The sequence below is a fragment of the Cupriavidus sp. MPR-AND1C genome (assembly GCF_058809705.1).
This window is the reverse complement of the sequence record NZ_JBXASU010000036.1, coordinates 19,566-39,292: the sequence shown is the minus strand read 5'-3', so window position 1 is coordinate 39,292 and position 19,727 is coordinate 19,566. Positions and strand designations below refer to the sequence as shown.

The following is a 19,727-nucleotide window of genomic DNA, read 5'->3' as shown; positions in this document are numbered from 1 at the left end:
CGCCATGACCGCAACCCACTCCCTCCAGCCTCGCTCCGCTCGCACCACGCCCATCGCCGCCATTGCTACCGCGCCCGGGCGTGGCGGCATCGGCGTGGTGCGCGTGTCCGGCCCCGACGTGAGCGCGATTGCGCAGGCCGTGTGTGGCCAGGCGCTGAAAGCCCGCCACGCCACCTACCTGCCGTTCCTGGATGCGCACGGCAAAGCGATCGATCACGGCCTGGCGTTGTACTTCCCCGCGCCGCACTCGTACACCGGCGAGGAAGTGCTGGAGCTGCAGGGCCACGGCGGCCCGGTGGTGATGCAGATGCTGCTGGCGCGCTGCCTGGATGCCGGCCGCGAGATGGGCCTGCGCCTGGCCGAGCCCGGCGAGTTCACGCGCCGCGCCTTTCTGAACGACAAGCTCGACCTGGCCCAGGCGGAAGCCGTGGCCGACCTGATCGAGGCCAGCACCGAAGCCGCCGCGCGCTCGGCCGCGCGCTCCATGGAGGGCGTGTTCTCCGACGCCATCCGCGCGCTGGTGGAGCAGGTGATCCACCTGCGCATGCTGGTGGAAGCCACGCTGGATTTCCCCGAGGAAGAGATCGACTTCCTCGAAGCCTCCAACGCGCGCGGCCAGTTGGCCAATATCCGTGATGCGCTGGGCGGCGTGCTGGCGCAGGCCAAGCAGGGCTCGCTGCTGCGCGAGGGCTTGTCGGTGGTGCTGGCGGGCCAGCCCAATGTGGGCAAGTCGTCGCTGCTCAACGCGCTGGCCGGCGCGGAGCTCGCCATCGTCACGCCGATTCCCGGCACCACGCGCGACCGTGTGCGCGAGACCATCCAGATCGAAGGCATCCCGCTGCATATCATCGACACCGCCGGCCTGCGTGAAGACGCCACCGACGAAGTCGAGCGCATCGGCATCGAGCGCACCTGGCAAGCCGTGGGCCGCGCCGACCTGGTGCTGCACCTGGTGGACGCGGCCGACTACGTGGAACACGGCTTGTCGGAGATCGACGACGCCATCGACGACCGGCTCTGCGGCCACCTGCCGCCGGGCTCGCCGATCCTGCGCGTGGTCAACAAGATCGACCTGGCGCCCAAGGTAGGCGAGCATCACTTCGGCGCCGATCGCCCACACGTGGTGGCCGCCATCGGCCCGAACCCGGCCGAGGTATGGATCTCCGCGCGCACCGGCGCCGGCATCGACCTGCTGCGCGGCCAGTTGCTGCGGCTGGTGGGCTGGCAATCCGGCAACGAAGGCACCTTCCTCGCGCGCGAGCGGCACCTCACCGCGCTGCGCAACGCGCAATCGCACCTGGACCTGGCCGAAGAGCGCGCAGCGCAAGAGGCGCAGGCGCTGGACCTGTTCGCCGAAGAACTGCGCCTGGCGCAGGACCATCTGAACAGCATCACCGGCGAGTTCAGCAGCGATGATCTGCTGGGGACGATTTTTACGCGGTTTTGTATCGGCAAGTAGAGGGTTGCCAAGCGCCTGCAATGGGCGAACTGGGAGGGTTTCCGACGAGTGATCGATAAGGCCAAGGAGGCCTGCACTCGATCCGGACAAGCCACGGACGACCATTTTCGCCACGTTAGGAAAATGGTCTCTATCGGCTCCGGGGCTCGCCGGGCGGTGGAAGACTTCGAACTGTCCCGCTATGCCGGCTACCTGATCGCGCAAAACGGGGACCCCTCCAAGCCGTAGATGGATATTGCGCCAGCGCCGCGCGGGCGCCTTTAGAGTCGACGCAGGGGAACGTAAGCGCGCGGAAACAGGCGTGCCTGTGCGGTGCTCTTGCTGCCGTCCTGCAGGGTGCTCTTGCCGCAGCACTTCCTTGCTCTGTGCGGTGGAATGAAGTCACCAGAAATGACCGTCACGCCGTCGAACAATGAAGGTTGCCGTTCCACCATCCGTTCCGCTCGATGCATGCGCCGTCGTAGGGTGCAGACCGCGATCGCCAGGCGATCCGCGATAGCGCGTCGATCTTGCTTCATGGCGTCGAAGACGCGTAGGTAAGCCACAGCCTCTGCAAAACGACCGCGCATCTGAGTCTCACGCGCGAGCTCTTCCTCTCGCAGCTCCAGCGCCTGAGTGGGTTCATACGCCGCTGGCGCCTCAAGCGCAGCCAAGACCGGATTCTCGAACGTGCCGCCGTCGTCATCGTCGCGCTGCTCGTCCAGGCGCACGGCAAAGCGAAATCGCTTGTCGGCGTATTTCACGAAGCGGTTGTAGAGCCGCCCCAGGATCTGTTGATGAAATCCCTTGTCACCTGCGTCCGGAGGCGGGTCACGATCCCTGCTCAACTCATCCGCCACCAACCAGGCCTCGGCTTGTAAATCCTCAACTGTCGTTTCGCCGCGGGAACGACTCGCAATCCTGCGCAGGTCGGAGATGATCGAGGGAATGAGTCTGGCGAAGAAGGCGCTGGCGGATCGGAATGACATGGGATGGCGGGCAGCAAGCACAGCCGGCACTCTACGACATCTCGGGCTGGGTGTGCCCAATTAGGCGCATATTCCATGCGCTCAAATGGCGTGCGGCGGGGCGAGCGCTGGGCGATAAATGAAGCGAAAAGCGGTGCTGGCTACGCGCGCGGCCGCAGACAGTGCAAGTGGATCGGCCAAGGCCACGCAACGACGCCAGCAGCTTTTGGAAATGGCCTCTAAATTAGTGTGTTGCGGTCGCTCACTCGCTCCTGCGCCGGCCCGACTTCACCGGCAGGCAGATCCGCGTCTGTAACTGCGCGGGCGGCGTGGTGCGAGGATCGTTCACGTATTGCTCGAACATGGGAAAGTCCGCCGGCACGACCCCGCTGCTCGGCAGCCATTCCGAGAACATCCAGTTGTACGCCTTGCTCATCTCGTTGTAGGGGCCTGTGTAGGTCAGCATCGCGCAGCGGCCGGCCGGGATTTCGAATCGCTCCAGTTCCTCGCCCAGGTCGGCATCTGGCGCAATTGACAGGCCGGCCAGCGAGCGCAGTTGCGCGACCGGCACCTGTTCGGGATCGCTGAAGTACACGCCAAAGCCGATGGCGTCCGGGCTGGCAAGGCCCCGGCTGGCCGCCAGCATGAAGATGCGGGTGAACACCGGGCCGATTTCCTGATAGCTGCCACGATGGGGCAGCGTGGCCAGAACGGTGCCGGGAAAGGTTTCGATCGTGATGGGGTACATGCCTGGCTCCTGAGGATTGAAGGGACCGGAGCGGGCTGCGCGATACCGCCCCGGCGGGATGCCGAAGGCCGCGCCAAATGCCCGGTTGAACGCCGCGTCCGACTCGTAGCCGGCACGCAGCGCCACATCACGCAATGAAGCTTCGGTACCGGCCAGCGCGATCGCCGCACGGTGCATGCGCAGGCGTTGTACCGTGGCGTTCACCGTTTCTCCCATCATGGCGCGATAGACGCGATGGAAGTGATACGGCGACAGGCAGGCCAGGTCAGCCAGTTGGTACAGCTGCGGGTCGGCGTCGGGGTGGCTTGCCAGCCACCGCAGGACGGGTTCCATGCGTTGGGCGTACTGGATTCGGGTCTCGGGCTTCATGTGGTCTCCATGGCGTGCAATCTACCGGCAGCCGGTTTGCAGATTTTGCGGTTTTTTTGTGGCTTGGCTAGCGCAAAGTGCAGGCAAGCGCATGTGGGTCGGTTCCGGCAAGCTGCGGCGCACAAACCTGGCAGCGCTCCCCCAACGAGTCCGCACGCCCTCCTATACTGAAATCCCACCCCTATCTCGCCCGGCGCTGGTCCACGCGGCTGCCAGCGCGCGAGCCAATAGCACAAGTGCCGCGCGGCAAGCCAACCAGGCAAGGCAAGCACAGGAAGCAGGGGCCTGAATCCCGGACCGGCATCGACGCCAGGCGTGTAGCGTGCGGCGCGGATGTACGCGGGGGTTCACACGAAAACTCGCACGAAAACTCGCACGAGAATTCGCACGGGCTCCTGTCCATGCAAGACCGGCAAGGAGATCATCATGACCAACGCGCAAGGACAAATCGTCGGCACCCTGAACCACCTGATCGAGGTCGGCAAGGACGGCGAGCTCAGTTGCACGACCGGCGCCCGCGAGGTGCATAACCCCGAGATACGCGCGATCCTCACGGGCACGGCGGAATCGTGCCGCGCCTCGGTGATGGAGTTGCAGGCACTGGTGACATCGCTGGGCGCGGAGCCCCGGGATCGCGGCAGCATGGGCGGCACGCTGCATCGCGGCTGGATGGAAGTGTTGCACGTGATCGCGCCGCACAACGACGATGCGGTGCTGCAACTGTGCGAGCGCGATGAGGAAACGGCAAAGCGCGAGTACCAGTCGGCACTGACGAGGGACATGCCGCCCGAGATCCGCGCGGTGGTGCAGCGCCAGTACGAGGGCATACAGTGGCATCACGATCGCATCCACGCCATGCGCGGAATGCAGATTCATTGAGGCTGCGATGCGCTGATCGTCGGCAATCCCCTGCGATCAGCAGCAAAGACCGCAGCATAGACCGCAGCAAAGACCGGCTGCCTGCCTGACGCCTGGCGAGCTACCAGACGAACGGGACCAGCCGGTATCGCACCCGGGCCGCATAGGCCGCGTAGCCCTTGAGGCCGCGCTGCAGCTCGCGGTCTTCCATTGCCGTGCGAAACACGATGGCGCCAATGAGCACCAGCGATGCGGCCACGCCGTACCAGGAGCCGAGCATCAGCGCATTGGCCGGCAGGAACACCAGCATGGTGGCATAGAGCGGGTGGCGAACCACGGCGTAGGGGCCGCTCGACACCACCCGGTGCCCGCGCTCGGCCTGGATCCTGACCACGGCCGCGAGGAAGGTGTTTTCGTGAAACACGCGGTCAATCACGAGAAATGACAGCACCAGCAGCACCGCGCCCAGGCACTGCAGCCACAGCGGCATTGCGGACCAGCGAAAGCGCACCGCATCCAGGCCCATCAGCACCATCCAGGCAATCCACGCCGCGAGCACGCAGGGCAGCAGGATCTTGTCCCAGAACGGCTGGCCGCGTTGCAGCGGCATCTTCATGCGCTCGGCGAGCAGCGCCGGATCGTGCCGCGCCAGGCGTTGCGTGAGCCAATAGCCGCCGCCAAAAAACAGGATGAGATAGGCCCAGGCGGCTGGCCAGGCCAGCGTGCCCGCCGCGCCAAACAGCAGGGCCGCAAAGAGCAGGCCCTTCGCCGCCAGCGTCATTCCGACCTTGAATCCCATGGCGCCCGCCTCCTTGCCGCCGAACCGGTAGCCGCGCGTTTGTCATGCTTGCACGTTAGCACGCACTTGGTATGCCGGCGCACAGAGCGCGCCCGCGGGGCCAGCTAGATTCGTTGCGCATGCCCATCGGTTGCGCGCGCCGCGCGCGGCCACCGCGACGCCGCAGAGCGTTGTGGCGCGGCGGCAAGCGAGGGCGGCATGGCAGAGTACTGCGCCCCCCGACACCTTGAGGGGTAGGAAAAATGAGCCGTCGCGTTCTAGAGCTGACCGGGCTTCGCAGCGTCGCGGTCATGCTGGTGGTCATCAGCCATGCGGAGCACATGGCCAAGGGGGGGTACACGGGATTGCTCGCGCCGCTGCGGTATTTCGCGAACGGCGGCGTCGGCGTGTTCATCTCGTTCGTGCTGAGCGGCTTCCTGATTACGGAGCTGCTGCAGGCGGAGTGGCGCGCCTGCGGCTCCATCAAGCTGATGCGTTTCTATGGCCGCCGCGCGCTGCGCATCTGGCCGGCTTTCTATGTCTACCTGATCGCGCTGGGCCTGTTCGGCATTGTCGGGCTGATCGATGTCGATGCGCGGCAGCTCCTGTTTGCGGCCGCGCACCTCTGGAATTACTCCGAGATGCTCGGGCTGGGCAACGTCAACATGGTGCATCCCGCCGGCGCGTGGCTGCTCGGCCATTTCTGGACGCTGGCGCTGGACGAGCAGTTCTACTGGCTGTGGCCGCCAGTGCTATTGCTGCTGCTGCGCGGCAGGAATCCGCGTTGGCTGGTGCTGGTGATCATGCTGATGCCGCTGGTGAGGGTGCTCTGCTATTTCACGACGCCTTCGCTGCGCGGGCAGCTGGGGCTGATGCTGCACACGGGCGTGGACCCGGTGCTGATGGGATGCTATATCGCGCTGGACCGCGAGCGGCTGAAGGCGCAACTGAACGCACGCTTTGCCGGCGCGTTCGCGTTGCCGGCGCTGATCCTGGCACTGCTGCTGGGCCTGCCGGTCATCGGCACCCTGGCCGGCGGCATCTGGACGGCGACCTATGGTCCGGTGGCGCTGGCGGCGGCGGCCGGCCTGCTGATCCTTGCCGTGGTAGAGCGGCCCGAGTTGTGGATATCGCGCCTGCTCAGGAGCAAGGCCTTTGTGTTCGTGGGCACGATCTCGTTCAGCTTGTATGTCTGGCAGCAGCTGTTTACCAGCACGGCGTCGCCGCTGGCGCTGCGCTTCCCCTTTTGCATCCTGGAGACGCTGGCAGCCGCGGCGCTGAGTTACTTGCTGGTCGAAGCGCCTTTCCTGCGGCTCAGGAGCTGGCTCGGCAGGCGAGCGCGGGCAACAGCCCTGGAGGCGGTGAGCGAGGAGGGCGGCGCGCCCGCGCACAGCGTCGAGGCGGAACCGCTCCAGGACTTGCCGCAGCAGGCCTTGTAAGTGGGCGTTGCACTGCTGGCCTGTGTTGGCCTGTGTTGGCTGCCACACCAACAGGGGGCAGGCCGCGCGGTACCTTTTGACATCGCACCACGGCAGCCCCGGGGGAGCCCGCCCGCGCCGGGCGTGGCCATCCCAGGCAGGGAGTGAACATGAACCGAGACGGTACACACGTTTGCGCGCTCGACGGTGTGCGGGGCCTGGCGGTCCTGATCGTGATGCTCTATCACTTTGCCCATGTGGGCCTGGTGTCGGACCTGCCGCTCGACCGCCTGTTCTACCAGTTGTCGATGACGGGGTGGATTGGCGTGGATATCTTCTTTGCGCTGTCGGGATTCCTGATCACGGGCATCCTGCTGCGCACCAAGGGCGCGCCCAACTATCTGCGCGCGTTCTACGGGCGCCGCGTGCTGCGCATCTTTCCGCTGTACTACTTCTACCTGGCCGTCCTGTTTGTGCTGCTGTTCCCGCTGATCTCGCACCGCGTCGGCGCCAACGAGCAGGCCAAGCTGGAGGCGGTGCAGGCCAGCTGGCCGTGGTTCGTGCTGTATCTGTCCAACCTCAAGCAGGCGCTGGCCGGCACATTCTTCGGCGCGGGCGCGGGGCATTTGTGGTCGCTTGCCATCGAGGAGCAGTTCTACGCCGTGTGGCCGTTGCTGGTGCTGCTGTTGCCGTTGGCCGCCATGCGCCGGCTCTGCCTGGTGCTGCTGGCGGGAACGCTGGCGCTGCGCGTCGGCATGGTATTGCAAGGCTTCAGCGCGGATGCCATTTCGGTGTTCACGCCGGCCCGGCTGGATGGCCTGGTGGCCGGCGCGTTGCTGGCGATGGCGGTCCGGCGCGGATTGCACTTCAAGCCCTGGCTGGTGAAGGCGGCGCCGTTGGCGCTGCTGGTGCTGGCGGGCGGGCTCGCGGCCATGGGCTCCCGGCTGGAAGCCAGCCCGCTGATCTACACCGTGGGCTTCTCGGTGGTTGCCATGGTGGCGGTGGGCCTGATCTACGCGGCCTGCGCCACGGACCGGCACGCCGTGTTCAGCAACCGGTACCTGGTGTTCCTGGGCAAGTACAGCTACGCGCTTTACGTGTTCCACCCGATCATCCGCGTGGCGGCGGTCAAGGTGTTCGGCGAGCCGCGCCTGTTATTCGGCAGCCAGATCCCTTGGCAGCTGGGCTTTTCGGCGGCGTGCCTGTGCGCCTCCATCGCAGCGGCCTTGCTGAGCTGGCACCTGATCGAAAAGCGCTTCCTGGGGCTAAAGGACATGCTGTTCCCCAACCGGGTTCCCACACCGGCGCCGCCCCCGCCATCCGCCGCCTTGCCGGCGCGCGACACGTTTGGCGCCGACCCCGCCAGGCGCGGACGGCCCATCATCTAGGCATGCTGATCCGCGGCGGGCGGCGGCCTGGCAGTGCCGGGCCGCCGGCCCACCGATGAATCGCATGCGGGCACGGCCAACCGCTACAATGGGCCGTTTCAGCGAACGAGCCCCTGCCATGACCGATCATCCCCGCTTTACCCTCAATCGCTCGCTCGTCGTACTGGTGCCGCAGCAGCCTTTCTTCGAATGGATCATGGCCGTGGATATCGACCCGGTAGCCACGCTGACCCTTGAGCATGTGCGCGAGGACCAGAGTGTGTTCCTGGTGCCGGACGATGTTTCGACCACGTCGGAAGCGCTGCAGTGGGTGGAACAGCGCTGGCGCGGCTTGTTCGAATTCATGCTGGGGGAGTGGTTCGACGAAAGCCTGTGGCCGCAAACGCTGACGCTGCAGCAGTTCCGTGACTGGTTCACCGTGCAGCACCACTCGATGGTGTTCGACATGGCGCCGGACACCCCGATCGAGCATGAAGACTGGGAAGACGAGGACGAAGACGACGACGAAACCGGGCTGCGGCACCTTCACTGAGCGCGGCTTGCCGGTTGCGGCTTGATGCGGCTTGATGCGGCGCAGCCCGGCGGCCCCGCAGCAAGCCGGCTTTACGTCACGCCATCGCCATGAAGCGCATGCGCATGCCTCCCCCCGGATCCCCACGCGGCACCTCGCCCAGGCTGTGGACAAGTCTGTGGAGAAGACCGAACAACCCTGTGGGCAAAGCTGTGGGCAACTTTTTGGCAAGCCCCGCCCGAGCGCCCGGCCTGGCGCCGCCAGGCCTTGCCACAGGCGGGCTGGCAGCTGAGCCGAGCGTGCCGGCGCAATGGCCTATTTCTATTGCAGGAAACCCCGGATGTTGAACCGTACCCAGCAAATCCTTATCGGTGTTGTCGCCCTTGCCGTCCTTGGCATGTTGTGGCTCACCGGCAACCATGAAGCGCAGCAGGAAGAGCCGGCCCCCGAGCCGGTCACGGCAGCGTCCGCGGCGGTGCCGGAGCCCAACGCCGGCGCGCGCGGCGTGCCCAAGAACGGCACGCTGGACCCGATCAGCATCGACCCGAACCGCTCCACCGACATCCTGCCGCAATACCAGGCGGACACCCTTGTCGACGATTACCAGGAGAACGTTGGCACGGCCAACGACCGCTACCTGGGCAAGTATTTCATCGTGGAGGGCGTGGCCAGCGGCGCGAGGCGCGAGGGAAACGACACGGTCTTCCTGGATATCCGCTCCAATAGCCCGACCCTGGTGGTACGCGCCAAGCTCCTGCCGATCCAGATCTGTGGCCCCGCCGGGCGCACCTGCGAGGTCGAGGCACGCGCAACCATGGTCCGGCGCGGACAGAAGGTGGCCGTGGAATGCACCGGCGCGGGCCAGGTGGAAGGCTCGCCCGTCCTCGAAGATTGCCTTGTGCGTGGCGGCGCCAACTGAGCGCGAGCACTGACTTACCCGGATTTACCCAGATCGATATCCAGCATGCAAACCCTGCTTTCCGTACTCGCCCTGACCATCCTGATCGTCACCGTGGTGGGGCTGGTCTCGCCACCGTTCATCAGCAACGCCTTCCTGAAGGGCCGCCCGGTGGGGCGCCTGCAGATCCTGCTGGTGGGGGTGTTCCTTGCCGCGATCTGCCTGATGGTAGTGGGCACGATGGCCAGCGGGGGGGTGGCAAAGGCCTGAGGCAGCCTGACGAAGGCTGCCGATCGGGGCCACGGCCGCGCGCGCCTTCGAGGCGCAGGTGATGGCGCTACGCCGCCGCCAGGCCATTGTGCTCTGAGCCCACCCGCCGCAGAACCAGCGCTGGACCGATTTTCCTGCTCTGTTCCAACGATTGCCGCCGCCGCAATGGCCTAAAGTTGCCTGGCGCGCTTGCCGACAACCCGGTTCGGCACCCTTGCACCAGCGCTTCCAGGAACATCATGAAAAGAGCATTGCTAGCCGCCAGCCTAGGCTTGCTGGTCACCGGCTGCGCCACGTACCAGGCCGTCGTGCCGGTCGACCGCGGCGACCGTATCGCCTCCATGCAGCCCGCCGACGGTACGCTGTTTTGCGTGATCGCCAACCCGGGCAGCGGCGGCAATGCCTATGCGGAATATATCCGCGACTCGGTGCAGCAGCGCGGTTTTGAGTTCAAGATGCTGTCGCCCGGCTCGTCGGTGGCGTCGTGCCCCTATACCGCCACGGTCTACATGCAACGCCAGACCTACTGGCGCGATTTCCTGAGTACGGCGGAGATCATCGTCTATATCAACGGCGAGCGCGCCGGCAAGGCGAACTACGATGCCCTGCGCAGCGCCGGTGGCCTCAACCTGAGCAACCTGGTCCCGCCCGAGATGAAGATCGACGAGCTGTTCGAGCAATTGCTGCCCGGCATGCGGCCAAAGCCGTCTACGGCAGGCACGCCAGGTGCGCCGGCCGCCCCGCAATCGCCGGCTACGCCAGCCTGACCGCCTCCATCGCCTCCATCGCCTTGGCGATGGCGTACCCATGACAGCGAGAAGTGCGGCGTTATTCCCTTGCGGGGCGCGCAGACACGCACGAATGGCGCCTCTTCAGGGGGCGCTTGCTTGTGCGTGCCTGCGCACTTGAATCAACCGCTCAGCCTACCACCTGCCCCAGGCGCACCACGGTCACGCCCGGGCGCAGTTGCCGCAGCGACGGCATCACCAGCACGCAATCCGGATACGGCGTGACCACCGGCTCGCCGTCGCGCCAGCCGATCACCGTGCCGGCTTCGGCGAAGGTTTCCAGCCCGGTGTATGGGCCGGCGAAGCGGAAGTCCATGCTGCTGGCGACCACGGGTTCGGTCACGCGTACCACGCGCTGCGGCGCCAAGGGCAGGAGCCAGCCAGCGGGCACGTCGGCCGCGTCGATCACGCCGGCATGGAGCAGGAAGCGCGCGGTGCTGTCCCGGGCCACGCCCACGGCAGCGGCTTCCCAGTGCTGGCCGCATTCGACCAGCAGCGCGTTCCTGGCGCTGGCGGGGTCGCCAAAGCCTTCGTAGTCGCGCATGCGCCGTCCTTCCGGATGGCCCTCGTCCACGATCACATTGGCGGGCGCGCCCACGGCGCGCGACAGGGCGATGCCCTTGTCGAGCGGGCCGGACACGATCAGCGGCAAGCTCTTCTCGTGCATGGAGTGCAGGTCGAGCAGCAGGTCCACGGTATCGATGACCGGGCGCATGGCCCGCGCGCGGCGCAGCTCGGACGAGTCACGGGTGGTGTCGTCGAGCACGGCGGCCGTCCACACGCGGTTGAAATCCTGGTCGACATAGCGCGACGCATCCGGGCGGGCCGCATCGAAGCTGTGGTACGCGTCGACGTTGGCGAAGGCCAGCGTCAGGCGGCCGCGGCGCGGGCGCAGGCCCAGGTCCAGCAGCGCCTTGACGGTGATGGCGCCGCACACCTCGTTGCCGTGGGTCAGCGCATTGACCATCACGTGCGGGCCGGGCACGCCGCTGTCGAAGGTGTGGACGTAAGCCACGCCGGCGTTGCCGGCGGCGTAGGTGGAGATATCGGGGAACTCGACTTCAACCGGGTAAGCGTCGAAGCTGGGGGCAGTGGTCGTCATGTCTTTTGGGTCGGCAAGATTGCCAGTGATAGCGACTGAGGAGCGAAAGTAGCAAGGGCGGGCGGCAAGCGCCGGCACCGCCGCTTGCGACAAGCAAATGGTACGCCTGCCGCCGTCCCCTTATTCGTGAATGCCGGCAGTCTGGACGATGCTCTTGTACTTCACCGTCTCGCGCTTGATAAAGCTGGCGAACTGGCCCGGGCCGCCCGGCGCCACTTCCACGCCGGCCTCGGCCAGCTTCTTCTTCACGTCGGGCATGGCCAGCACGGCCTGCATCTCGGTGTTCAGGCGGTCTACCACGGCGCGCGGCGTATTGGCCGGCGCCATCAGGCCAAACCACACACCCATGTCCACGCCCTTGAGCGTGCTGCTTTCCGCCAGCGCGGGTACGTTGGGCGCCACCTGGGCGCGGTGCCCTTCGGTCACGCCGTAGGCCTTGACCCGGCCAGCCTGGATATGCGGCAGCGCCGACGACAGCACCATCACGGCGAGGTCGATCTGGCCGCCGAGCAGGTCAGTGGACATGGCGGATGCACCCTTGTAGGGCACATGGGTGATGTTGACCTTGCCTTGCTGCTTGATCAGCTCGCCGGCCAGGTTCAGCGGCGTACCCACGCCGGACGAGGCATAGGCCAGCTTGCCCGGCTGCGCCTTGGCCAGCGCGATCAGCTCGTCGGCGTTCCTGGCCGGCAGCGCGGACTTGCCCACCAGCACCATCGGCTGGGTGCCGACGAAGGTGATCGGCGCCAGGTCGCGCTCGCCGTCGTAGCGCACGGCGGGGTTGGTCAGGCGCGCGATCGAGACCTCGCTGCCCGAGCCCATCAGCAGCGTGTAGCCGTCGGCGTCGGCCTTGACCACCTTGGACGCGCCAATGGTGCCGCCCGCGCCGCCCAGGTTCTCGATCACCACGCTATGGCCCAGGCGCTTGCCCAGTTCCGGCGCGATGGTGCGCGCCACCAGGTCGACGCTGCCGCCCGCGGTGTAGCCCACCACCAGGGAAATCGGCTTGGTCGGCCAGCCCGAGGCGCTGGCGCCGCCGGCAAGCAGGCAGAAGGATGCGGCAGCAGCCGCACGCAGCAGTTTGTTCATGGCAGGTCTCTCCGTTTTTTGATTTGCGCCGTATGCAGACAGGCAAGGTATGCAGGCATGCGGCGATCTTAGAGAGCATGCGGGCGCAGCAACGTGCGGCTTTGGCAATGGCGCTTGCCGTTTTGGCAAGGGGTGGGGAATGAAGGGCTGGGATCGGGCCGGGGCCCGCGCCAAGGCGGACGCGGCGAGTGGCGTTAGCCCGCCACCGCCGCATGCCAGAAGGCCTCGCCCAGTGCCCGCATGGGCGCGCGCGGGCGATACAGCAGGATCTGCATCACGAGGTCCGACTCGCCGCCTACCTCCAGCCCGGCGCGCACCAGGCGCCCGGCGTGCAGGTCATCGGCGATCAGCCGCGCGGGCAACCACGCCAGGCCCATGCGCTGGCGCACCATTTCATGCACGGATTCGGCGAAGTCGCTGACCGCGATCGCGTCGAGCCGGCTGGCCAGCCCGCGCCGCGCGATCTCGCCGTTGACCATGCGGCCCAGGGTCAGCGTCTGCGCGTAGGCGATCATCGGCACCGGGGCGCGCTGGCCGCGCGCGAGCAACTTGTACTGTGGCCCGCCGCCATCGGCCGCCGCGCTCACGCAAACCAGGCGCTCCTCGCCCACGAGGTGGTACTGGTAGCGCGCGCTGTCCAGCGTCACCGGCTGCTCCGGCGAGTTGTAGCAAAGCAGGAAATCCGCGTCGCCTTCGGTGAAGATCGCCAGCGCGTCGTGCGTGGCAAAGGTGGAAAGCCGCGTGCGAAAGCCCGCAGCCGCCTTGTCGTTGCGCAGCGCATGGCGCAGGCCGGCCAACCACGCCGGCACCATCGAGCGCGCCAGCGTCTTGCCGGTGACGATCACCACGGTGCTGGCATCGGCCCGATGCGCCGCGCGCAGCGACATGCGCGTATCGTCCAGCGTGCGCAGCGCGCTCTGCGCGGCCTCCAGGAACTGCCGCCCCTCATCGGTGAGGCGCACCGGGAACACACTGCGATCGATCAGCGGCGCGCCCGCCCAGACTTCCAGCGCCTGCATGCGGCGCCCGAATGCCGGCGGCGTGACGTTGCGCAGCTCCGCCGCACGCGCGAGGCTGCCGGCCTGGGCCAGGCACACAAAATCCTCCAGCCAGCGGATATGCATAAGGACTCGCGCCAGGGCGCGCGCAGAAGTTGAATGGGGATGATCCGGGCAAATGCCGCCGTCGCGAAGAGCGGCGCTACGATTATTGTAGCTGTAGCTGTACGTGCCCCGGCGCGCGGCGCACGGCATGCGACACACGGCAGCCGCACGACTCGGGTAGAATTTTTGCCATGGCCTTCTTCAAGCGCAGCGCTGCGCCCACCTCCTCGCCGTCGTCCGCGTCGTCATCCGCGCTCGCCGCCTACGATGCCGCCGGCTCCGGCTCCGGCAACGGCACGCCGCCGGAATACACCATCGACGAACTCGCGCGGGCGGCCGGCACCACGGTGCGCAATGTGCGCTCCTACCAGGACCGCGGCCTGATCGATCCGCCGGAGCGGCGCGGCCGTGTGGGCATCTACACGCAGACGCACCTGGGCCGGCTAAGGCTGATCAACCACCTGCTGGCGCGCGGCTACACGCTGAACAATATCCAGGAGCTGCTCAAGGCCATCGTGGAAGGGCACGACCTGCGCTCCATCCTCGGGCTGGAATCCGCCATCGGCAGCCCGTGGACCGACGAAGCGCCGCGCCACTATTCCTACCTGGCGCTGGCCAAGCTGTTCGGCCGCGCGATATCGCGCCCGGCGCTGGCCAAGGCCATCGCGCTTGGCCTGCTGGAACCTGACGGCATGGGCTACCTCGCACGCAGCCCGCGCATGCTGACTGCCGGCGCGGAGATCGCGCGCGCGGGATTTGCGCTGGAAGATGTGCTGTCCATCGTCGAGCACGCACGCGGGCACTTCGAAGCCGTATCGGACCGGATCGTGGCCATGGTGGTGCGCGAGCTGGACCGCTTCGGCGAAGGCAAGCTGCCACCGCCGCAGGACGTGCCGCGGCTGGTGGATATCCTGTGGCGCATCCGCCCGCTGGCCATGGTGGCGGTGGAAGCGGAGATGATGCGGGCCATGGAGCGGTCGGCCAATAAATACCTCGGCGACCGCGTGGCGGCCATCATCGAGCATTTGCACGACACGCCGGACGACGGCCGCGCGGGCAACGCGCCAAAGGCTGGGCCGCGCAAGGCCAGGCGCTGATACAGGTACGCGCCCGCTATAGATCGCTAAAGCCCGCTAAAGCGCCACCATCTGAAAATCGCCCTTGCGCATGCCGCAATCGGGGCAGCTCCAGTCTTCCGGCACGGCACTCCAGGCCGTGCCGGGCGCGATGCCATGCTCCGGCATGCCAGCGGCTTCGTCGTAGACCAGCCCGCAAATCTCGCACTGCCAGATCCTCATGCCGCGGCCCTCACCGAAGGCGCCCGGCTGGACACGCCGGCCCGCGCGGAGTTGGCCTCGATCTGCGCGATCAGCGGCTCGATGCGCGCCAGTTGCGCACGGTTGTCGTGATCCCAGGGATGAAACCCCGGCCGGAAATAATCGAACCACTCCGGCATCATCTTGCGCAGCACGCCGGGCTTGCCCCACAGGAAACGCACCACGCCGCCAAAGCCGCCGAGCTTGTTGCGGCACTCGCGATCCGCCATCACCAGCCGGATGTGGAACACGAACACCATCGCCCAGAACGTCACGGTGGTGGTGAGCATGGTGAAGGTGCGCAGCAGATAGCGATACAGCCCCGGCTTCATCACGGCATTCCACACGTCGTAGGCCACCGCCTTGTGCTCGGTCTCTTCCAGCGCGTGCCAGATCCACACCTGGTGATAGCCGGGCTCGGAGCCGCCCATCTGGTCCGGGTCCGCCAGCAGCCCGCCGGCAAGCATCGCGGTGTAGTGCTCGAGCGCGATGGTGTGCGCGAGCTGCCATGACTTGGGCAGTATCTTGCGCAGCACGTTGAGCAGTTTGCCAACAAACCGATCGAGCGGCTCGGCGGGCAGGCCCGCATCCGTCATCAGCCGGTTGTAGAGAATATGCTCGCGCGTGTGCATGGCCTCCTGGCCGATAAAACCTGCGATGGCGCGCTTGAGCTCGGGGTCGGTCACAGCGTCGCGATAGGCGCGCACGCTGTCCATGAAGAAGCGTTCGCCCGCCGGAAAGAAGATCGAGAGCGCGTTGACGAAGTGGGTGACATGGCGGCCCCGCACGTGCCAGTCAGCGATGCGGCTGGCGGGCAAGTGGGGATGCACATCGCGTCGGACTGGCATCATGATGAGTACTCCTGTCGATTCGTGGAATGCGTCGGGTGCGTCGGGTGCATCGGGTGTTGCAACAGCGGGCTCAGCGCGCGTCGAGAAAAGGCAGCAGGTCCGCCGCCACGCGTTGCGGATCCTCTTCCATCGGGATATGGCCCAGGCCCGCGTAGCGCTGCAGCCGCGCGCCCGGGATGCGCTCGGCAAAGGCTTGCGCATGTGCCGGCGGGATCCAGCGGTCACGCTCGCCCCACAGCACCAGCGTGGGCGAGCGGATGGCGTTGAGCGCTTGCGTGTCGAGCGCGTCGAAATCCAGCTTGGGCACCATGCGGCTTACCGCTTCGCGGCTGCCCTCGGCGTAGAAGAAATCGACATAGCGGCGGAAGGTGCCTTCGTCCACCCGCGAGGCATCGCCGTAGACATCGCGCGTGGCAGCGCGGATCACGCACTCCGGCAGCAGCCACGGCGCCGACCAGCGCACCGGCGCGTGGTTGAACAGCGCGATATAGAGCGGCAGCTTCATCGGGAAACCGGCGGCATCGATCAGCACCATCTTGTCGACGCGCCCGGGATGGCGCGCGGCCATGTCCCATGCGATCAGGCCGCCCAGCGAGTTGCCGATGACGCTGGCGCGCTGCAGGTAGATGGCGTCGCAGAAGGCGTCGATGAAGCGGCGGTACGTATCCACATCCATGGTGAGAATGCGCCCGCGCGCATCGCGCAACGGCCCGGTCAGGCCAAAGGGCGGCAGGTCCACGCGCAGCACGCGATAGTGTTGCGCGAGCGCAGGCAGCACGCCTTGCCAGGTGTGCAGCGAGGCGCCGAAGCCATGGATCAGCAGCAGCGGCTCGCCGCCGGGCACGCCTTCATCGGTGTAATGCACCAGCGTGCCCATGACCTGCACCCAGCGCGAGGCGGGCAGCGCATAGCGTCTGGCGAGCGTTTCACGCGACAGGCTGAACAGCCCGACGCGGCCCTGGCCGAACCAGCGCGTGAGCGCGCCAGGTGGCTGCGAGAGGCGGCTGTCCGCCGGCATGGCGACGCGGTTCATTGCGCATCTCCGCCATTGCCGCTGGCCTTGGCCGGCACCGTGCTGGGCACGCCCGCGGCGGGCTTGCCGAGCGGGCCTTTGCGGCGCGCGTCGAACACCACCAGCTTCTGGTAGGCCGCCGGCAGCAAGCGCGCCATCATGTCGGCGGCAACCGCATCCGGGCCAATCAGCACGCGGCGGCGGTTGTGGCGCACGCCGTTGAGGATCACGCGCGCGGCCTTGTCCGCCGTGGTGATGAAGTACTTCTCGAACTCGTCGCGGCCCTGCTGCTCGTCGTGCACCAGGAAGCCGGTGACGTTCGCGGAGATTCGGCTGGCCTGCGCGATATTGGTCTTGATGCCGCCCGGGTGCACGCAGGTCGCGGACACGCCGCATGCCTGCATGTCGAGCTCCTGGCGCAGTGATTCCGTAAAGCCGCGCACCGCATACTTGCTCGCGTTGTAGCCGCTCATGCCGGGCTGCGCGAAGATGCCGAAGATGCTCGACGTATTGATCACGTGGCCTTCGCCGCTGGCCTTCAGGTAGGGCAGGAACGCTTTGGTGCCATGCACCACGCCCCAGAAGTTGATGCCCATGATCCATTCGAGGTCATCGTAGCTCATGCCCTCGATGGTGCTCGACAGCGCCACGCCAGCGTTGTTGAAAATCAGGTTGATGCGCCCGTGCGCGCGCGCGGCCTGCTCGGCCCAGGCATACATCGCGGCACGGTCCGATACATCCACGCAGTGCTGCGTGAAAACCAGGCCCGGCGCTGCGCGCATGACCTCGGCCACCGTCTGCGCGAGGCCTTTTTCATTGCGGTCCGACAGCGCCAGCTGGCAGCCTTCGCGCGCTAGCGCGAGCGCCAGTGAGCGGCCCATGCCGGAGCCTGCGCCGGTAATGGCGGCCACCTTGTTCTTGAAATCCTTCATGCGGTGTCTCCTCGGTGTTCTTCTGGTCTGGTTCGCGGCCGGGCACGCAACGCGCTCACGCCTCGATGGCCCGGTTGGCTGCGCTGGCTGCGTTGGCTGTCAGCGCACGGACCTCGTAGTCGGCCATGCGAAAACGTGCGGTGGCGCGGCGGAACTGCCAGGTGAACCCGGGCCACAGCGTGGTGTTCTTGCCGGTCTTGGGGTCGAGGTACCAGCTCACGCAGCCGCCCTCCGACCACACCGCGCCCGCCAGCTTGCGCTGCAGCCCGGCGTTGTAGTCGCGCTGCGCGGGCGGGCGCACGTCGATGGCCTGCACACGCTGCTGGCCCATGGCCTTGAGCGCGCCGAGGATGTAGTTCACCTGTGACTCGATCATGAACACCATCGAGCTATGCCCCAGGCCGGTGTTGGGCCCCACCACCAGGAACAAGTTGGGGAAGCCGGCCACGGTGGTACCCAGGTACGCCTCGGCGCCATCGCGCCAGGCGTCGAGCAGGTCGGCGCCGCGCAGGCCGAGGATGGCGCCGCGCGGAATCGGGTCGGTGGCGTGAAAGCCGGTGCCAAAGATGATGCAGTCCGCCTGGCGGCGGGTGCCGTCGCGCATCACGATGGCGTCTTCCTCCACGTGGTCGATGCCGTGCGTCACCACATCCACATTGGCGCGCGCCAGCGCGGGGTAATAGTCGTTGGAGATCAGCACGCGCTTGCAGCCGATGGTGTAGTCCGGCGTGACGGTGGCACGCAGCGCGGGATCGGCGATCTGCCGCTTGATATGGCGGCGCGCGATGCGCGCCACCACCGTCATCAGCTTGGGATGCACCACGAAGCCAAGCACGCGCGACTCCAGCGCCCAGTAGATGCCGGTGCGCATGAGCTTTTGCGTGAGCGGCAGGCGGCCAAACAGCCAGCGCTCGGCGGCCGACACCTTGCGATCGGGCTTGGGCATGATCCACGGCGGCGTGCGCTGGAACAGGTCCAGGTGCGCCACCTGCGGCGCGATCCGCGGCACGAACTGGATGGCGCTGGCGCCAGTGCCGATCACCGCCACGCGCTTGCCCGCCAGCGCGTAGTCATGGTTCCAGTGCTGCGAGTGAAACGCCTCGCCGCGAAAGCGCGCCAGGCCTGGGATATCGGGATACGCCGGCCGGCTCAGGCCGCCCATGCCCGACACCAGCACGCGAGCCTGCACGCGTTTGCCATCGGCCATGTCGAGCTGCCACGTGCCGTTGGCGTCGTCCCACGCGGCGCGGCGCAGTTCGTGGTTCAGGCGCAGGTGGGGGCGCAGGCCGAACTGATCGGTGCAGCGCTCCAGGTAGGCGCGGATCTCCGGTTGCGGTGAAAACATGCGCGACCAGTTGGGGTTGGGCGCGAAGGAGAACGAGTACAGATGCGACTGCACATCGCAGGCGCAGCCCGGATAGTGGTTGTCGCGCCATGTGCCCCCCACCGAGGCAGCCTTCTCGAACAGCGCGAAGTCATGCAAGCCTGCCTGCTTGAGGCGGATCGCCATGCCCAGTCCGGCAAAGCCGGTGCCGATGATGGCGATATCGACGTGCTCGGTGGGGCCGGGGCCCTCCGGTGATGGCTGGGCTGTGGATAACTCCGGGGGCAGGTCTGCTGGCGCATTCATAAGCTGTCTCTCGTGTCGCGGGCGTGCACGGCGGCATGCCGTATTGCGTCGCAACATCATTGATTGTGACATTGATGAATGTCATCGTAGGTACGCCAGCGCCCCGGGTCAACACGGAGATTTGAATCGTTCTTCTAATTTTTAACGGATTTTAGTGGTGATTTGAGCGCATAAAACGGGGAAAAAGCGCGATTTCCCGCACCGGAGGGCGTACCCACCGCTGCGTTTGAAACCGACTCCCATCTGCCAGATATTGCCGA

At 66.8% G+C, this 19,727-nt stretch carries 20 protein-coding genes; 9 read left to right on the top strand and 11 right to left on the bottom strand.

Annotated elements, in window-relative coordinates:
* Positions 1-4 precede the first annotated feature (4 nt).
* Positions 5-1,459: a tRNA uridine-5-carboxymethylaminomethyl(34) synthesis GTPase MnmE gene (gene mnmE, locus AC1RWI_RS19880; protein ID WP_043352498.1), complete on the top strand. Its 1,455-nt coding sequence runs from the start codon at positions 5-7 to the stop codon at positions 1,457-1,459.
* 260 nt (positions 1,460-1,719) lie between these two features.
* Here the strand turns inward: mnmE and AC1RWI_RS19875 are convergent, their stop codons facing one another.
* Positions 1,720-2,427 (bottom strand): hypothetical protein, encoded by a 708-nt coding sequence (locus AC1RWI_RS19875; RefSeq protein WP_492868198.1) that lies wholly within the window; start codon positions 2,425-2,427, stop codon positions 1,720-1,722.
* Positions 2,428-2,668: 241 nt separating this feature from the next.
* Positions 2,669-3,523: an AraC family transcriptional regulator gene (locus tag AC1RWI_RS19870; RefSeq protein WP_492868196.1), complete on the bottom strand. Its 855-nt coding sequence runs from the start codon at positions 3,521-3,523 to the stop codon at positions 2,669-2,671.
* A 426-nt stretch (positions 3,524-3,949) separates the two neighbouring features.
* On the opposite strand from AC1RWI_RS19870, the gene AC1RWI_RS19865 reads away from it, so the two are divergent.
* On the top strand, positions 3,950-4,402 hold the full coding sequence (locus AC1RWI_RS19865; protein ID WP_043351062.1) for a PA2169 family four-helix-bundle protein: 453 nt from the start codon (positions 3,950-3,952) through the stop codon (positions 4,400-4,402).
* A gap of 100 nt (positions 4,403-4,502) precedes the next feature.
* Here the strand turns inward: AC1RWI_RS19865 and AC1RWI_RS19860 are convergent, their stop codons facing one another.
* Positions 4,503-5,180: a methyltransferase family protein gene (locus AC1RWI_RS19860; protein WP_492868194.1), complete on the bottom strand. Its 678-nt coding sequence runs from the start codon at positions 5,178-5,180 to the stop codon at positions 4,503-4,505.
* Between the two features lie 242 nt (positions 5,181-5,422).
* Here AC1RWI_RS19860 and AC1RWI_RS19855 point away from each other — a divergent pair, with 242 nt between their 5' ends.
* The 6 genes from AC1RWI_RS19855 (at position 5,423) to AC1RWI_RS19830 (ending at position 10,411) form a co-directional block, all read left to right on the top strand.
* The gene (locus tag AC1RWI_RS19855) at positions 5,423-6,598 is read left to right on the top strand and encodes an acyltransferase family protein (RefSeq protein WP_043351059.1); all 1,176 of its coding nucleotides are present in this window, start codon (positions 5,423-5,425) and stop codon (positions 6,596-6,598) included.
* Between the two features lie 149 nt (positions 6,599-6,747).
* Positions 6,748-7,965 (top strand): acyltransferase family protein, encoded by a 1,218-nt coding sequence (locus AC1RWI_RS19850; protein ID WP_492868192.1) that lies wholly within the window; start codon positions 6,748-6,750, stop codon positions 7,963-7,965.
* Between the two features lie 118 nt (positions 7,966-8,083).
* The gene (locus AC1RWI_RS19845; protein ID WP_043352493.1) at positions 8,084-8,497 is read left to right on the top strand and encodes a hypothetical protein; all 414 of its coding nucleotides are present in this window, start codon (positions 8,084-8,086) and stop codon (positions 8,495-8,497) included.
* Positions 8,498-8,816: 319 nt separating this feature from the next.
* Positions 8,817-9,395, top strand: coding sequence for an OB-fold putative lipoprotein (locus AC1RWI_RS19840; RefSeq protein ID WP_043351055.1), 579 nt, complete (start codon positions 8,817-8,819; stop codon positions 9,393-9,395).
* Between the two features lie 45 nt (positions 9,396-9,440).
* A complete protein-coding gene (locus AC1RWI_RS19835) occupies positions 9,441-9,644 on the top strand; it encodes a hypothetical protein (RefSeq protein WP_043351053.1) in 204 nt (67 codons plus the stop codon).
* Between the two features lie 239 nt (positions 9,645-9,883).
* On the top strand, positions 9,884-10,411 hold the full coding sequence (locus AC1RWI_RS19830; RefSeq protein ID WP_492868189.1) for an Sbal_3080 family lipoprotein: 528 nt from the start codon (positions 9,884-9,886) through the stop codon (positions 10,409-10,411).
* A gap of 151 nt (positions 10,412-10,562) precedes the next feature.
* Here the strand turns inward: AC1RWI_RS19830 and AC1RWI_RS19825 are convergent, their stop codons facing one another.
* From AC1RWI_RS19825 to AC1RWI_RS19815, 3 genes are all read right to left on the bottom strand, one after another.
* Entirely contained in the window at positions 10,563-11,534 is a 972-nt protein-coding gene (locus AC1RWI_RS19825) for a M14 family metallopeptidase (protein ID WP_492868187.1), read from the bottom strand.
* 120 nt (positions 11,535-11,654) lie between these two features.
* Positions 11,655-12,623, bottom strand: a complete 969-nt coding sequence (locus AC1RWI_RS19820; protein ID WP_492868185.1) for a Bug family tripartite tricarboxylate transporter substrate binding protein — start codon at positions 12,621-12,623, stop codon at positions 11,655-11,657.
* 194 nt (positions 12,624-12,817) lie between these two features.
* Positions 12,818-13,747, bottom strand: coding sequence for a LysR family transcriptional regulator (locus tag AC1RWI_RS19815; protein ID WP_492868183.1), 930 nt, complete (start codon positions 13,745-13,747; stop codon positions 12,818-12,820).
* Between the two features lie 170 nt (positions 13,748-13,917).
* Between AC1RWI_RS19815 and AC1RWI_RS19810 the strand changes: the two genes are divergently transcribed.
* On the top strand, positions 13,918-14,823 hold the full coding sequence (locus tag AC1RWI_RS19810) for a MerR family transcriptional regulator (RefSeq protein WP_492868181.1): 906 nt from the start codon (positions 13,918-13,920) through the stop codon (positions 14,821-14,823).
* Between the two features lie 36 nt (positions 14,824-14,859).
* Here the strand turns inward: AC1RWI_RS19810 and AC1RWI_RS19805 are convergent, their stop codons facing one another.
* The 5 genes from AC1RWI_RS19805 to AC1RWI_RS19785 all read right to left on the bottom strand — a co-directional run bounded on the left by AC1RWI_RS19805 (position 14,860) and on the right by AC1RWI_RS19785 (position 19,467).
* Entirely contained in the window at positions 14,860-15,024 is a 165-nt protein-coding gene (locus tag AC1RWI_RS19805; RefSeq protein ID WP_492868179.1) for a rubredoxin, read from the bottom strand.
* Positions 15,021-15,893: a metal-dependent hydrolase gene (locus AC1RWI_RS19800; RefSeq protein WP_492868177.1), complete on the bottom strand. Its 873-nt coding sequence runs from the start codon at positions 15,891-15,893 to the stop codon at positions 15,021-15,023. The genes AC1RWI_RS19805 and AC1RWI_RS19800 overlap by 4 nt, the downstream gene beginning before the upstream one ends.
* 70 nt (positions 15,894-15,963) lie before the next feature.
* Complete coding sequence (locus AC1RWI_RS19795) at positions 15,964-16,926, bottom strand: alpha/beta fold hydrolase (RefSeq protein ID WP_043351036.1); 963 nt, start codon at positions 16,924-16,926, stop codon at positions 15,964-15,966.
* The gene (locus AC1RWI_RS19790; protein ID WP_043351033.1) at positions 16,923-17,837 is read right to left on the bottom strand and encodes an SDR family NAD(P)-dependent oxidoreductase; all 915 of its coding nucleotides are present in this window, start codon (positions 17,835-17,837) and stop codon (positions 16,923-16,925) included. The genes AC1RWI_RS19795 and AC1RWI_RS19790 overlap by 4 nt, the downstream gene beginning before the upstream one ends.
* Positions 17,838-17,892: 55 nt before the next feature.
* A complete protein-coding gene (locus AC1RWI_RS19785) occupies positions 17,893-19,467 on the bottom strand; it encodes a flavin-containing monooxygenase (RefSeq protein WP_043351031.1) in 1,575 nt (524 codons plus the stop codon).
* Positions 19,468-19,727: the final 260 nt, after the last annotated feature.